This window comes from Streptomyces sp. NPDC085927, assembly GCF_044540975.1.
GTDB lineage: Bacteria > Actinomycetota > Actinomycetes > Streptomycetales > Streptomycetaceae > Streptomyces > Streptomyces hirsutus.
Genome location: NZ_JBITSN010000002.1, coordinates 39,103 through 52,240, shown reverse-complemented (window position 1 = coordinate 52,240; position 13,138 = coordinate 39,103). Strand labels below are relative to the sequence as shown.

General features: G+C 71.4%; 12 protein-coding genes. 3 read left to right on the top strand and 9 right to left on the bottom strand.

Annotation, left to right across the window (positions count from 1 at the left end):
• Positions 1–161 precede the first annotated feature (161 nt).
• On the bottom strand, positions 162–1,883 hold the full coding sequence (leuA, locus tag ACIF80_RS05165; protein ID WP_399799573.1) for a 2-isopropylmalate synthase: 1,722 nt from the start codon (positions 1,881–1,883) through the stop codon (positions 162–164).
• Between the two features lie 352 nt (positions 1,884–2,235).
• Here leuA and ACIF80_RS05160 point away from each other — a divergent pair, with 352 nt between their 5' ends.
• The 3 genes from ACIF80_RS05160 to ACIF80_RS05150 all read left to right on the top strand — a co-directional run bounded on the left by ACIF80_RS05160 (position 2,236) and on the right by ACIF80_RS05150 (position 5,097).
• Complete coding sequence (locus tag ACIF80_RS05160) at positions 2,236–3,306, top strand: M4 family metallopeptidase (RefSeq protein WP_399799571.1); 1,071 nt, start codon at positions 2,236–2,238, stop codon at positions 3,304–3,306.
• 86 nt (positions 3,307–3,392) lie between these two features.
• Entirely contained in the window at positions 3,393–3,659 is a 267-nt protein-coding gene (locus ACIF80_RS05155; RefSeq protein WP_055592217.1) for a protealysin inhibitor emfourin, read from the top strand.
• Positions 3,660–3,768: 109 nt separating this feature from the next.
• The gene (locus tag ACIF80_RS05150) at positions 3,769–5,097 is read left to right on the top strand and encodes a GH1 family beta-glucosidase (protein ID WP_399799568.1); all 1,329 of its coding nucleotides are present in this window, start codon (positions 3,769–3,771) and stop codon (positions 5,095–5,097) included.
• Positions 5,098–5,287: 190 nt separating this feature from the next.
• Here ACIF80_RS05150 and era read toward each other — a convergent pair whose 3' ends face one another.
• The 8 genes from era to ACIF80_RS05110 form a co-directional block, all read right to left on the bottom strand.
• Positions 5,288–6,241, bottom strand: a complete 954-nt coding sequence (gene era, locus ACIF80_RS05145; RefSeq protein WP_399799567.1) for a GTPase Era — start codon at positions 6,239–6,241, stop codon at positions 5,288–5,290.
• A 249-nt stretch (positions 6,242–6,490) separates the two neighbouring features.
• Positions 6,491–6,844 carry a cytidine deaminase gene (locus ACIF80_RS05140; protein WP_326752671.1) on the bottom strand — a complete coding sequence of 118 codons (354 nt, stop codon included), beginning with the start codon at positions 6,842–6,844 and terminating at the stop codon, positions 6,491–6,493.
• A 109-nt stretch (positions 6,845–6,953) separates the two neighbouring features.
• The gene (locus ACIF80_RS05135; RefSeq protein ID WP_399799564.1) at positions 6,954–7,313 is read right to left on the bottom strand and encodes an MmcQ/YjbR family DNA-binding protein; all 360 of its coding nucleotides are present in this window, start codon (positions 7,311–7,313) and stop codon (positions 6,954–6,956) included.
• On the bottom strand, positions 7,310–8,656 hold the full coding sequence (locus ACIF80_RS05130; protein ID WP_399799561.1) for a hemolysin family protein: 1,347 nt from the start codon (positions 8,654–8,656) through the stop codon (positions 7,310–7,312). Before ACIF80_RS05130 ends, ACIF80_RS05135 begins: the two co-directional genes overlap by 4 nt.
• A complete protein-coding gene (ybeY, locus tag ACIF80_RS05125) occupies positions 8,653–9,150 on the bottom strand; it encodes an rRNA maturation RNase YbeY (RefSeq protein WP_399799559.1) in 498 nt (165 codons plus the stop codon). Before ybeY ends, ACIF80_RS05130 begins: the two co-directional genes overlap by 4 nt.
• A gap of 12 nt (positions 9,151–9,162) precedes the next feature.
• Complete coding sequence (locus ACIF80_RS05120; protein WP_399799556.1) at positions 9,163–10,233, bottom strand: PhoH family protein; 1,071 nt, start codon at positions 10,231–10,233, stop codon at positions 9,163–9,165.
• A 240-nt stretch (positions 10,234–10,473) separates the two neighbouring features.
• Entirely contained in the window at positions 10,474–11,640 is a 1,167-nt protein-coding gene (locus tag ACIF80_RS05115; protein ID WP_399801171.1) for a carbohydrate kinase family protein, read from the bottom strand.
• A gap of 176 nt (positions 11,641–11,816) precedes the next feature.
• Positions 11,817–13,118: a glucarate dehydratase family protein gene (locus ACIF80_RS05110; RefSeq protein ID WP_399801170.1), complete on the bottom strand. Its 1,302-nt coding sequence runs from the start codon at positions 13,116–13,118 to the stop codon at positions 11,817–11,819.
• Positions 13,119–13,138: the final 20 nt, after the last annotated feature.

The following is a 13,138-nucleotide window of genomic DNA, read 5'->3' as shown; positions in this document are numbered from 1 at the left end:
GCCTCATCGCCGTGCCCCGTGATGTTAGCCACATGGGTGAGGCTGAGTCAGCACCTCGGACGAGGCCTTTCCGTGACCTCCACCCGATATGGCCGGTAAACGACGGGGCCCCGCCCGCCGGAAGTGGCGGGCGGGGCCGTCGAACCCCTCGAAGCGGCTGTTCAGCGGGCCGCCCGGTTGACGGCCGAGACGACCGCCTTGAGCGAGGCGCGGGTGGTGTTCGCGTCGATTCCGATGCCCCACAGAACCTTGTCGCCGATGGCGCACTCGATGTACGAGGCGGCCTGCGCGGAGGCGCCCTCGCTCATCGTGTGCTCCTGGTAGTCGAGCAGGCGTACGTCGATGCCGATGGACTGCAGGGCGTCGAAGAACGCGGAGATCGGTCCGTTGCCGTTGCCGGTCAGCACGGTGTCGACGCCGTCGACGGCGGCCTCGACGGTGAGCGTGTCGACGCCGTCCCGGTCGGTGGTGGACTGGCCGTTCTTGACCTGGATACGGCCCCAGGGGTTGCCCGGGTTGGGCAGGTACTCGTCCTGGAACACCGACCAGATGTCGGCCGGGGTGACCTCGCCGCCCTCGGCGTCCGTCTTGGCCTGGATGATCTTCGAGAACTCGATCTGCATCCGGCGGGGCAGGTCCAGCTTGTGGTCGTTCTTCAGGACGTAGGCGATGCCGCCCTTGCCGGACTGCGAGTTGACGCGGATGACGGCCTCGTAGGAGCGGCCGACGTCCTTGGGGTCGATGGGCAGGTACGGCACCGCCCACTCGATGTCGTCGACGGTGACGCCCCTGGCCTTCGCGTCGGCCTCCATGGCGTCGAAGCCCTTCTTGATGGCGTCCTGGTGGGAGCCGGAGAAGGACGTGTAGACCAGGTCGCCCACGTACGGGTGGCGGGGGTGGACGTCCATCTGGTTGCAGTACTCCCACGTACGACGGATCTCGTCGATGTCGGAGAAGTCGATCTGCGGGTCGACGCCCTGGGAGAACAGGTTCATGCCCAGGGTGACCAGGTCGACGTTGCCGGTGCGCTCGCCCTGCCCGAACAGGCAGCCCTCGACGCGGTCGGCGCCCGCCATCAGGGACAGCTCGGCGGCGGCCACGGCCGTACCGCGGTCGTTGTGCGGGTGGATGGACAGGCAGACGTGCTCGCGGCGGGACAGGTTGCGGCCCATCCACTCGAAGCGGTCGGCGTGCGTGGACGGCGTGGAACGCTCCACCGTGGCGGGCAGGTTCAGGATGATCTCGCGGTCCGGGCCCGGCTGGTAGACGTCCATCACCGCCTCGCAGACCTCCAGCGCGAAGTCCAGCTCGGTGTCGGTGAAGATCTCGGGGCTGTACTGGTAGCCGAAGTGCGTCTCGGGGCCCAGCAGCTTCTCCGCGTACTCCACGACCAGGCGGGTGCCGTCGACGGCGATCTGCTTGATCTCGTCCCTGGAACCGCGGAAGACGACCCGGCGGAAGACCGGCGCGGTCGCGTTGTACAGGTGCACGGTGGCGCGGTGGGCGCCCTTCAGGGACTCGACGGTCCGCTCGATCAGGTCCTCGCGGGCCTGGGTCAGTACGGAGATCGTGACGTCCTCCGGGATCGCGCCCTCTTCCTCGATGATCGAGCGCACGAAGTCGAAGTCGGTCTGGCCGGAGGCCGGGAAGCCGACCTCGATCTCCTTGTAGCCCATCGTGACCAGCAGGTCGAACATCGCGCGCTTGCGGGCGGGCGACATGGGGTCGATCAGGGACTGGTTGCCGTCGCGCAGATCGGTGGAGAGCCAGCGGGGGGCGGTGGTGATCCGCTGTTCCGGCCAGGTGCGGTCGGGGATGTCGACCTGCTCGTAGCGGCCGTACTTGTGGATCGGCATGGGGCTGGGCTGCTGGCGGTTCGCCATGGTGCGTGGGCTCCTCGATGGTCCGCGGTCATCCGGTGGGAACCGGAAGGGACGGCCGACGGCGCAGCGCCAAACTCCGCGGGGAGGGGGTCGGCCTCGACTACAGGCCCTCGCCGCGGCAGCTAAGGAGAAGCAGCCCGAAACGCATGATGCTCCGCAGCCTAACCGAGACGCACTCCCGCGCGAGGGTCCGTATCAGTATGCGGGACCAGAGGGAGGAAGGGGACAAAAAGTGCCGTATACCACTCAGAGGTGCATCTATACAGGGATTGGCAGCACATTTCACCCCTCACGACTGAGGATCCGGTCGCTGATAGTGACATTTGAGTGACGCAGTGCGATGGTGCGGAGCATGACGACCAACGGGGGCCACGAGCCCGTCTTCTGCACCATCGTCCCGCCGCACGTCCTGGACCAGCTCGCGCGGGCCGACGACCCCGCCCTCTCCGGCCCCGCCCGCCGCACCCTCCAGCGCGACGCCTACGAGCGCACCCAGCGCCGCCTGACCACGGTGGTCGGCGCCACGGCCGTCGCGCCCCTCGCCGGGGCCGAGCCCGGCAAGCCGCAGCGGACGATCCACGACGCCCGGCACCGCACCGCGCTGCCGGGGGCGAAGGTCCGCGGGGAGGGCGGGAAGCCCGGCAAGGACGCCACCGTCAACCGCGCCTACGCGGGCCTCGGCGCCACCTTCGAGCTGTTCCTCAAGGCCTTCTCCCGCGACTCGATCGACGGCTCGGGCCTGCCGCTGGTCGCGACCGTGCACTACGACCGCGACTACAACAACGCCTTCTGGAACGGCGAGCAGATGGTGTTCGGCGACGGGGACGGCGAGATCTTCCTCGACTTCACGATCCCCGTCGACGTCATCGGCCACGAACTCGCGCACGGCGTCACGCAGTACACCGCCAACCTGGCCTACTTCGGCCAGTCCGGCGCGCTCAACGAGTCGGTGTCGGACGTCTTCGGCTCCCTCATCAAGCAGTACACGCTGGGCCAGACCGCCGCCGACGCCGACTGGCTGATCGGCGCCGGGCTGCTCGCCCCGCGGGTGACGGGGGTGGCGCTGCGCTCGATGAAGGAGCCGGGCACGGCGTACGACGACGACGTCCTCGGCAAGGACCCGCAGCCCGCCACGATGGACGACTACGTCCACACCGGCCGGGACAACGGCGGCGTCCACATCAACTCCGGCATCCCCAACCACGCCTTCTACCTGGCGGCCACCGCCCTCGGCGGGAACGCCTGGGAGCGGGCGGGGCAGGTCTGGTACGACGTGCTGACCGGCGGCGAACTGCTGGAGGACGCGCAGTTCACGGACTTCGCGACGCTGAGCGTGAAGGCGGCGCGGGAGCGGTTCGGCGAGGGCGAGGAGCTGCTGGCGGTGTCGAAGGCGTGGGAGCGGGTGGGGGTGCCGACGCTGTGACGCCGGCAGGGACCGGAGGAACACCGGGGCGGCCCACGGCACCGCCGGGGTGGGCCGCGGGCCCGTTCTCGTACTAGACAGGGACCATGCGAATTCAGGTGCGGCGTACGGGCGGCTTCGCGGGGATCGAGCGGCAGGCCGAGGTGGACACCTCGGGCCGGGCCGACGCCGGCGAGTGGCACGCCCTGGCCGAACGGGCCGTCACCGCCGGCCGGGGGACACCGCCCGCCGGGGTCCCGGACGGCTTCAGCTACCGGATCACGGTGGACGGGAGGTCGGTGTACTGCGCCGACCCCCGGCTGACCGAGGAACAGCGCGCGCTGATCAGCAGAGTGCTCAAGGAGGGGGCGTAACCGCCCTTCCCCACAGGGCCGTTGGCCGTCGGCGCCCGCACAGGCACCGGCGGTCCCGTCCCCGCACGGGCGTTGACTTCCCTCGCCGCCGGTACGGATGATCCACCCCATGGCGACGAACCCGATCCCCCGTTTCCCGGACGGCTTCCTGTGGGGTGTGTCGACCTCGGCGCACCAGATCGAGGGTGCGGCGGACGCGCGCGAACCGTCCGTGTGGGACGTGTTCACGGCCGAGCCGGACCGGGTGCGGGACGGTTCGACGGCGGCGGTGGCCTGTGACCACGTGCACCGGTACCGCGAGGACGTGGCACTCCTGGCCGGACTGGGCGTGGACGCGTACCGCTTCTCCGTCTCCTGGCCCCGGGTGCGCGCGCGGGGCGGCCTGGACTTCTACGACCGCTTGGTCGACGAGCTGTGCGCGGCGGGCGTACGACCGGTGCCGACGCTGTTCCACTGGGACCTGCCGGCCGGTCTGGACTGGCTGGAACGCGGCACCGCGGAGCGGTTCGCGGAGTACGTCGCCGAGGTCGCAGGCCGGCTCGGCGACCGCGTGGAGCGCTGGATCACCCTCAACGAACCCGCCGAACACACCCTGCTGGGCCACGCGCTGGGCGTCCACGCCCCCGGCCGGAGGCTGCTCTTCGACGCGTTGCCGGTGGCGCACCACCAGCTCCTCGCGCACGGGCTGGCGGTACGCGCCCTGCGCGCGGCCGGCGCCGGTGACATCGGGATCGCCAATTCCCACGGTCCGACCTGGCCGGCCTCCCCCGACCCGGCGGACGTGGCGGCGGCGGACTTCTACGACACGCTCCTGAACCGCCTGTTCGCCGACCCCGTGCTGCTCGGCCGCTACCCGGACGGCCTCGGCGACCTGATGCCGGGCGACGTCGAGGCGGACCTGAGGATCATCGCGGAGCCGGTCGACTGGTACGGCGTCAACTACTACGCACCGACCCGGGTGGGCGCCCCCCAGGGTACGGAGATCGACTTCGGCGGTGTCCGGATGCCGGCCGAACTTCCCTTTTCCGTACGGGAGATCGAGGGGTACCCGGTGACGGACTTCGGCTGGCCGGTGGTCCCCGAGGCTCTGACCGAACTCCTCACCGCCTTCCGCGCCCGCTACGGTGACCGGCTTCCCCCGGTCGTCATCACCGAGAACGGCTGCTCCTACGAGGGCCTCGACGACCGGGCCCGCATCACCTATCTCGACGGCCACATCCGTGCCCTGCACCGGGCGATGGAGGCGGGCGTGGACGTACGCGGCTACTTCGTGTGGTCCCTGATGGACAACTTCGAGTGGGCGGAGGGGTACGCCCGCCGCTTCGGCCTGGTCCACGTGGACTTCGAGACCCTGCGGCGCACACCGAAGTCGTCCTACGGCTGGCTGCGCGAGGTACTGGCCGAGCAGCACCGGCACCGGAGCCCGTCCGGCACCTGAAACCGCCCCGGTCCCCGGCACCCCGGACGGCGTCAGAACCCCAGGCGGCGCAACTGCTTCGGATCCCGCTGCCAGTCCTTGGCGACCTTCACGTGCAGGTCCAGGCTGCATCGACATGCGGCTACCGCCGCGCGGCAGGGGTGCCGAACACCGCCTCACCCCACCCCCGGAGCCCCACACCCACCCCGCGTCAGAACCCCAGGCGGCGCAACTGCTTCGGATCCCGCTGCCAGTCCTTGGCGACCTTGACATGCAGGTCCAGGAAGACGGGGGTGCCGAGCAGTGCCTCGATCTGCTTGCGCGACTTGATGCCGACGTCCTTCAGGCGCTTGCCCTTGGGGCCGATGACGATGCCCTTCTGGCTGGTGCGCTCGATGTAGAGGTTGGCGTGGATGTCGAGGAGGGGCTTGTCGGCGGGGCGGTCCTCGCGGGGCAGCATCTCCTCCACGACCACGGCGATGGAGTGCGGCAGCTCGTCGCGGACGCCCTCGAGGGCGGCCTCGCGGATCAGCTCGGCCACCATGACCAGCTCGGGCTCGTCGGTGAGGTCGCCCTCGGGGTAGAGGGCGGGGCCCTCGGGCATCAGCGGGACGAGGAGGTCGGCCAGCAGGTCGACCTGCTGGTTCGCGGTCGCCGACACCGGGACGATCTCCGCCCAGGTGATCCCGAGCTCCTTGCCCAGCAGGTCGACGGCGATCAGCTGCTCGGCGAGCGCCTTGCCGTCCACCAGGTCGGTCTTGGTGACGATGGCGACCTTCGGGGTCTTCTTGATCCCGGCCAGTTCCTTGGCGATGAAGCGGTCGCCGGGGCCGATCTTCTGGTCCGCGGGGATGCAGAAGCCGATCGCGTCGACCTCGGCCCAGGTGGTGCGGACCACGTCGTTCAGCCGCTCGCCGAGCAGCGTGCGCGGCTTGTGCAGGCCGGGGGTGTCGACGAGGATCAGCTGCGCCTCGGGGCGGTGGACGATGCCGCGCACGGTGTGCCGGGTCGTCTGCGGCCGGTTGGAGGTGATCGCCACCTTCTGCCCGACCAGAGCGTTCGTGAGGGTGGACTTGCCCGCATTGGGACGGCCCACGAAGCAGGCGAAGCCGGCCCGGTGGACTGCTTCGGCGGGCTGCTCGGATGACTGGGTACGAACACTCATGCCGCCCATTCTCCCTGATCCCCGGAGCCCTGCCGTACCACCCGCCCGCGCCGGGCCCCGAGGGCCGGGCACCCCGCGAGATGCCCGACCCCGGGAAGCGGGAGGGATCAAGCCGTGATCAAGCAGTGATCGTGCAGGTCCCGGGTGGGATTCCGGACCGTTCGCCCTCGGTGACACCCGAGGGTCCCCGGCGGTTCCCGGGCCTCCACCGGAGGTTCTCGGGGGTTCTCGGAGGGAGGTCCCGGGGGGTCATCCCGCGGGCGACGTCTCCAGGACCGTCCCGTCCGGGGCGGCCAGGAGCACCGGGGTCCCGGGGCCGCCGAGGTCCCGTACCGCCGCGCGGTCCGTGTCCGGCACCGAACCGGCGTCCGTCACCACCGCCGCCGCCTCCAGCGACTGCGCGCCGGACGCCACCGCCATCGCCACCGCCGTCTGCAGGGCGGTCAGCTTCAGGGAGTCCAGGGCCACGGTCCCGGCGACATAGGTCCGGCCGTTCTCGTCCCGTACGGCGGCCCCCTCGGGCACACCGTTGCGGGCCCGCGCGGAACGGGCCAGGGTGACGATCTTGAGGTCCTCGGGGTCGAGCGCGCTGCTGTCGGTCATGGCCCCGAGCATACGGAGCGCGGGCCCGCGGACCCGCCCCAGGGCCGCCGGCGGCGCCGCGCCGGGGCCGGGCTCGCGGCGCCGTGCCACGGAGCCGCGAGCCCGCGCCTCACGGACGGTCGAGACGGAGGCGTTCGGCGCGCGGCAGGCCGGCGACGACCAGGTCGTAGGAGTCCTCGACCAGCTCCCGGACCAGCCGGTCCGGGAGGCCGCCGTCGACGGTCACCGTGTTCCAGTGCCGCTTGTTCATGTGCCAGCCGGGGACGATCAGCCCGGGATGCTCGGCGCGGAGCCGGACCGCGTCCTGCGGATCGCACTTGAGGTTTGCCTTCAGGGGCCGCGCGTCCAGGTTCGTCAGGGCGAAGAGCTTGCCCCGGACCTTGAAGACCGAGGTCTCCGGGTTGAACGGGAAGTCCTCCACGGCCGCGTCGAAGGAGAGGCAGAGGGCGCGCAGTTCCGCCGGGGTCATGCCGACCGCTCCGCCTCCTCCGCTTCCTCCGTCTCGTCCCGGGACGGGTCGGTCGACTCCCCCGGGTCCTCGGGGCCGACCGGCTCCACCAGCACGGTGACGATCTTGTTCCGGCGGCCGGCCGCCGCCTCCGCCGTCAGCCGCAGCCGGCGCTCGTCGGGGAGGTCGACCACCGCGGACGCGCCCGCGATCGGCACCCGGCCGAGCCGCTTGGCGAGCAGTCCGCCGACGGTCTCCACGTCCTCGTCGTCGTACTCCTCCAGGCCGTACAGCTCGCCGAGGTCGGTGATGTCGAGGCGGGCGGTGACCCGGTAGCGCTCCTCGTCCAGTTCCTCCACCGGCGCGATCTCACGGTCGTACTCGTCGGTGATCTCGCCGACGATCTCCTCGAGGATGTCCTCGATGGTGACGATGCCGGCGGTGCCGCCGTACTCGTCGATGACGACGGCGACGTGGTTGTGCTCCTTCTGCATCTCGCGCAGCAGGTCACCGGCGTTCTTGGTGTCGGGCACGAAGTACGCGGGCCGCATCGCCGTGGACACCAGCTCGCTCTCCGCGTCCCGGTTGATGTGCGTCTTGCGGGCCAGGTCCTTCAGATACACGATGCCGACGACGTCGTCCTCGTTCTCGCCGGTCACCGGCATCCGGGAGAAACCGGAGCGCAGGGCGAGGGTGAGGGCCTGCCGGATGGTCCGGTAGCGCTCGATCACCACCAGGTCCGTGCGCGGGACCATGACCTCACGGACGAGGGTGTCGCCCAGTTCGAAGACGGAGTGCACCATGCGGCGCTCCTCGTCCTCGATCAGGGACTCCTGCTCGGCGAGGTCGACCAGCGCGCGCAGCTCCGCCTCCGAGGCGAAGGGGCCGCGCCTGAAGCCCTTGCCGGGGGTGAGCGCGTTGCCGATGAGGATCAGCAGGTTCGGGATCGGGCCCATGATCCGGGCGAGCGGCAGCAGGACGTACGCCGCGGCCGTGGCCGTGTTCATGGGGTGCTGGCGGCCGATGGTGCGCGGCGAGACACCGACGGCGACGTAGGAGACGAGGACCATGACCGCGATGGCGATCAGCAGGGCCTCGGCGGTGCCGTCGAACTCGCGCAGGCAGACGTAGGTGACCAGCGCGGCGGCGGCCGTCTCGCAGCCGACGCGGACCAGCAGCGCCACGTTGAGGTAGCGGGTGGGGTCGGCGGCGATCCTGGCCAGACCCGCGCTGCCCCGGCGGCCGGAGCGCGCGGCCTCCTCGGCCCGGAAGGTGGAGATCCGGGCTATGCCGGCCTCCGCGCAGGCGAACAGCCAGGCGACGACGACCAGGGCGATCGCGCCGAGAACGAGGTGCAGGCTCATGACACGGTCGGGGCGGGGGACGGGCCGCCGATGCCCTTCTCCGCGCGCCAGCCGTCGACGATGGCGGCCTGGAGGCCGAACATCTCGGCCTTCTCGTCGGGCTCCTCGTGGTCGAAGCCCAGCAGGTGCAGCACACCGTGGACGGTGAGCAGTTGGAGCTCCTCGTCCATGGTGTGCTGCGTCGGCGCCTCGGCGCCCTGCCCGGCGGCGACCTCGGGGCACAGCACGATGTCGCCGAGCAGCCCCTGCGGGGGCTCGGCCTCGTCCTTCGCGGGCGGCCGCAGCTCGTCCATCGGGAACGACATGACGTCCGTCGGTCCCGGCAGGTCCATCCACTGGATGTGGAGCTCTTCCATGGCGGCGGCGTCCACCACGATCACCGAGAGCTCGGAGAGCGGGTGGATGCGCATCCGCGCGAGCGCGTAGCGGGCGATGTCGAGGATCGCCTGCTCGTCGACCTCGGTTCCGGACTCGTTGTTGACGTCGATCGACATCTGCTGCTCGGTCTACTTCCCCTTGTGCCCGGACCTGCCCCGGCCGCTCTTGTGCGTGCCGTTCTCGGTGCCGTGCTCGCTGTCGTACTGCTCGTACGCGTCGACGATACGGCCCACCAGCCGGTGGCGTACGACGTCCTGCGACGACAGCCGGGAGAAGTGGACGTCCTCGAGGCCCTCCAGGATGTCCTGCACCTGCCGCAGACCGGACTTGGTGCCGCTCGGCAGGTCGACCTGGGTGACGTCACCCGTGATGACGATCTTCGAGTCGAACCCGAGCCGGGTGAGGAACATCTTCATCTGCTCGGGGCTGGTGTTCTGCGCCTCGTCCAGGATGATGAAGGCGTCGTTCAGGGTGCGTCCCCGCATGTACGCCAGCGGCGCGACCTCGATGGTCCCGGCCGCCATCAGGCGGGGGATGGAGTCGGGGTCGAGCATGTCGTGCAGGGCGTCGTAGAGCGGGCGCAGGTACGGGTCGATCTTCTCGTAGAGGGTGCCGGGCAGGAAGCCCAGGCGCTCTCCGGCCTCGACCGCGGGGCGGGTCAGGATGATGCGGTTGACCTGCTTGGACTGCAGGGCCTGCACCGCCTTGGCCATGGCGAGGTAGGTCTTGCCGGTACCGGCGGGTCCTATGCCGAAGACGATGGTGTGCTTGTCGATCGCGTCCACGTAGCGCTTCTGGTTGAGCGTCTTGGGGCGGATCGTGCGGCCCCGCGAGGACAGGATGTTCTGGGTGAGCACCTGGGCCGGGGTCTCCTGGCCGTCGCTCTCCCCGTTCTCGCTGGCCTTCAGCATCGCGATCGAGCGTTCCACCGCGTCCTCCGTCATCGGCTGCCCGGTGCGGAGCACCAGCATCATCTCGTCGAACAGGCGCGAGACGAGGGCTACTTCCGTGGCATCGCCGACCGCGCTGATCTCATTGCCCCGGACGTGGATGTCGGCCCCCGGGAAGGCCTTCTCGATCACGCGGAGCAGGGAGTCGCCCGAGCCCAGCACGGTCACCATGGGGTGCTTGGCCGGGACGGTGAGCTGTACTCTCGCCTGTTCCTGCGCGGGGGTCTGAGCTGTGGGTGTCTGAGTCATGGGCCGGCGCTGAAGGCCTGCGGTTCCTCCTCGTCAGGGCCGCGCAGCTGAGGGCGGCCTCGCGACTCCCAGGGTACGACGCGGGAGTGACAACCCCGTAGGCCTTTTCACAGCGGTGTGGTTGCGGGCCGGTGCGGGAGGAGTGACGGAGGGGCTTTCGGGGGCTTCGGGGACGGCGGGGCGGCCGGCGGCCGTGGTGGCGGCCGTGGGAGACCGGGCCGCCGAAGAACCGTCGCCCGGTCAGGCCGAGCGGCCGAAGCCGATCGTCGGGACCGCCCGGCGCAGGGGCCAGGGGCGGATCAGGTCGTCGGGGACCAGGTCCGCCAGGAACGCGTACCGTCTCAGGGCGGCCGGGTCCTGGCCCCGTACGGACTGGACCTCGCGCCACCAGGCGGCGATCTCCGACCAGCCGGGTGCCGACAGGGAGCCGCCGAACTCCTGGACGGAGAGGGCCGCGGTCAGGCCGGCGAAGGCGAGGCGGTCGGCGAGCGGCCAGCCGGCCAGGCTGCCGGCGACGAAGCCGGCGACGAAGACGTCCCCGGCGCCGGTCGGGTCGAGCGCCTCGACGGCGATGGCGGGCACCTCGGCGCTCTCACCGGTGCGCCGGTCCACGGCGTACGCCCCGTCCGCGCCGAGGGTGACGACGGCGACGGGCACATGGTCGGTGAGGGCGTGCGCGGCGGCGCGGGGGCAGTCGGTGCCGGTGTAGCGCATGGCCTCCTCGGCGTTGGGCAGGAAGGCCTCGCAGTACCGCAGGTCGGGCAGGGCGGCCAGGTCCCAGGCGCCGGTGTCGTCCCAGCCGACGTCGCCGAAGACGCGGGTGCCCTTCGCGGCGGCGCGGGCGATCCAGGCGTCGCTGCGGCCCGGGGTGAGGGAGGCGACGGCGGCACGCGCGCGGGGCGGGCAGGGCGGCAGGTCCGCGCCGGGCGGGAGCCGCTTGCGGGCGGTGGGGTCCGACGGGCGGGAGGGCTGCTCCGGGGGCGGCTCGTGGCCGTGGGAGACCATCGTGCGCTCCCCCTCGTACGCCATCGAGACGGTGACCGGGGAGTGCCAGCCGGGCACGGTGCGCGACGGGGAGAGGTCGATGGCCTCACCCTGCTCCAGGGCGTCCCAGCAGTACTCCCCGTAGTGGTCGTCGCCGAAGGCGGCCGCGAGGGAGGTGCGCAGGCCGAGGCGGGCCAGGGCGGTGGCCATGTTGGCGACGCCGCCGGGGCTCGATCCCATCCCGCGCGCCCAGGACTCGGTCCCGCGCACCGGGGCGGAGTCGAGCCCGGTGAAGATGATGTCGAGGAAGACCGTGCCGGTGAGGTAGACGTCCCAGGGCGGGTCGTCGGGAGTGCGCAGCGCGGCGAGCGGGTCGACCTGGGGCTGACAGTGCGCCCCCGCCGGGAGGCCGGCGTGGCCGATGACATCCCGAGGGGCGCTGTCGGTGGTTCCCTCTCCGGCTGACGTGGTGGACGCCTTCACGATGCGCTCCCTGGCCTGGTGCGGTTCTGGCCAGTGTGCACCACGCCACCGACAACGCGTCGCCCGTCACGCCGGAGCCGCTCCCCGCTCCCGGATCCGGCGTGCCACCGGGCCCCTCACCAGCGGGGCACCGCCGGGGGGAGCCAGTCGGGGTCGGCGATCCGCATGGCCGCCGCGTCGTCGCGGTCGCGGAGCGCGCCGTCGTCCTCCAGCCACCGCCGGTGCAGTGCGGCGAGCCGGTCGTGGTCGAGGGTGACGCCGAGGCCGGGCGCGTCGGACACCCGCACGGCGCCGTCCTCGAAGGTGAGGCGTTCGGTGAGGACGTCCTCGGACTGCCACGGGTAGTGGGAGTCGCAGGCGTGGTGCAGGCCCGGGACGGTGGACGCGACGTGGGTCATCGCGGCGAGGCTGATCCCGAGGTGGGTGTTGGAGTGCATGGAGACGCCCACGCCGAAGGTGCGGCAGACGGCGGCGAGATTCAGGGTGTTGCGCAGTCCGCCCCAGTAGTGGTGGTCGGAGAGGACGACCTGGACGGCGTTCGTGGTGAACGCCTCCTTGATCTCGGCGAACGTCGTCACGCACATGTTGGTCGCCAGCGGCACGCCGGTGCGGGCGGCGACCTCTGCCATGGCGGGGGTGCCGAGCGTCGGGTCCTCCAGGTACTCCAGGATGCCGCCGACCGCCTCGGCCACCTCGACGGAGGTCTCGACGGACCAGGCGCCGTTGGGGTCGAGCCGCAGCGGGTGGCCGGGGAAGGCCTCGGCGAGGGCGCGGACGGCGGCGATCTCCTCCTCGGGCGGGAAGACGCCGCCCTTGAGCTTGAAGGAACCGAAGCCGTACCGCTCCTTGAAGGCGCGGGCCTGCGCGACGACGCCGGCCGGGTCCAGGGCGGCACCCCAGTCGTCCTTCTCGGCCGGGACGCCGTCGGGGTGGCCGGCCCACTTGTAGAAGAGGTACGCGCTGTACTCCACGGTGTCGCGGAGCTTGCCGCCGAGCAGTGCGTGCACGGGCAGGCCGAGGCTCTTGCCGAGGGCGTCGAGGCAGGCGACCTCGAAGGCGGAGGCGATGGACAGCCGCAGCTTGTCGGCGGTCTGCACGCCGCGCAGCCCGCCGACGTCGACGGCGTCGTCGACCCGGGCGGCCGCGACGGCGACCTCGTCCAGGAGCGCGAACAGCTCGTTCACATCCGTGACCTTGCGGCCCTTGAGCTGCTCGGCGAAGGGGCGGGCCAGCTCCAGGTACTTGGTGTCGCCGTAGGTCTCCCCCACGCCGGTGGTCCCGTCCGCCGTGACGATCTCGACGATCAGCCGGGGCGTGTACGGCTGGTGGACGCCCTGCGTGTTCAGCAGCGGCGGATCGGCGACCAGGATCGGCGTGAGCCGCACCTCGGTGACGGTCAGGTCGCGGGCGGTGGGCACGGCTGACGCGGTCTGCGCGG

Bases quoted from the DNA above. Each gene is read 5' to 3' on its own strand.
- ACIF80_RS05140 (WP_326752671.1), bottom strand. From the start codon at position 6,844: ATGACCGACAGCAGCGCGCTCGACCCCGAGGACCTCAAGATCGTCACC.
- ACIF80_RS05150 (WP_399799568.1), top strand. From the start codon at position 3,769: ATGGCGACGAACCCGATCCCCCGTTTCCCGGACGGCTTCCTGTGGGGT.
- ACIF80_RS05160 (WP_399799571.1), top strand. From the start codon at position 2,236: ATGACGACCAACGGGGGCCACGAGCCCGTCTTCTGCACCATCGTCCCG.
- ACIF80_RS05130 (WP_399799561.1), bottom strand. From the start codon at position 8,656: ATGAGCCTGCACCTCGTTCTCGGCGCGATCGCCCTGGTCGTCGTCGCC.
- ybeY (WP_399799559.1), bottom strand. From the start codon at position 9,150: ATGTCGATCGACGTCAACAACGAGTCCGGAACCGAGGTCGACGAGCAG.
- ACIF80_RS05120 (WP_399799556.1), bottom strand. From the start codon at position 10,233: ATGACTCAGACACCCACAGCTCAGACCCCCGCGCAGGAACAGGCGAGA.
- leuA (WP_399799573.1), bottom strand. From the start codon at position 1,883: ATGGCGAACCGCCAGCAGCCCAGCCCCATGCCGATCCACAAGTACGGC.
- ACIF80_RS05155 (WP_055592217.1), top strand. From the start codon at position 3,393: ATGCGAATTCAGGTGCGGCGTACGGGCGGCTTCGCGGGGATCGAGCGG.
- era (WP_399799567.1), bottom strand. From the start codon at position 6,241: ATGAGTGTTCGTACCCAGTCATCCGAGCAGCCCGCCGAAGCAGTCCAC.
- ACIF80_RS05135 (WP_399799564.1), bottom strand. From the start codon at position 7,313: ATGACCCCGGCGGAACTGCGCGCCCTCTGCCTCTCCTTCGACGCGGCC.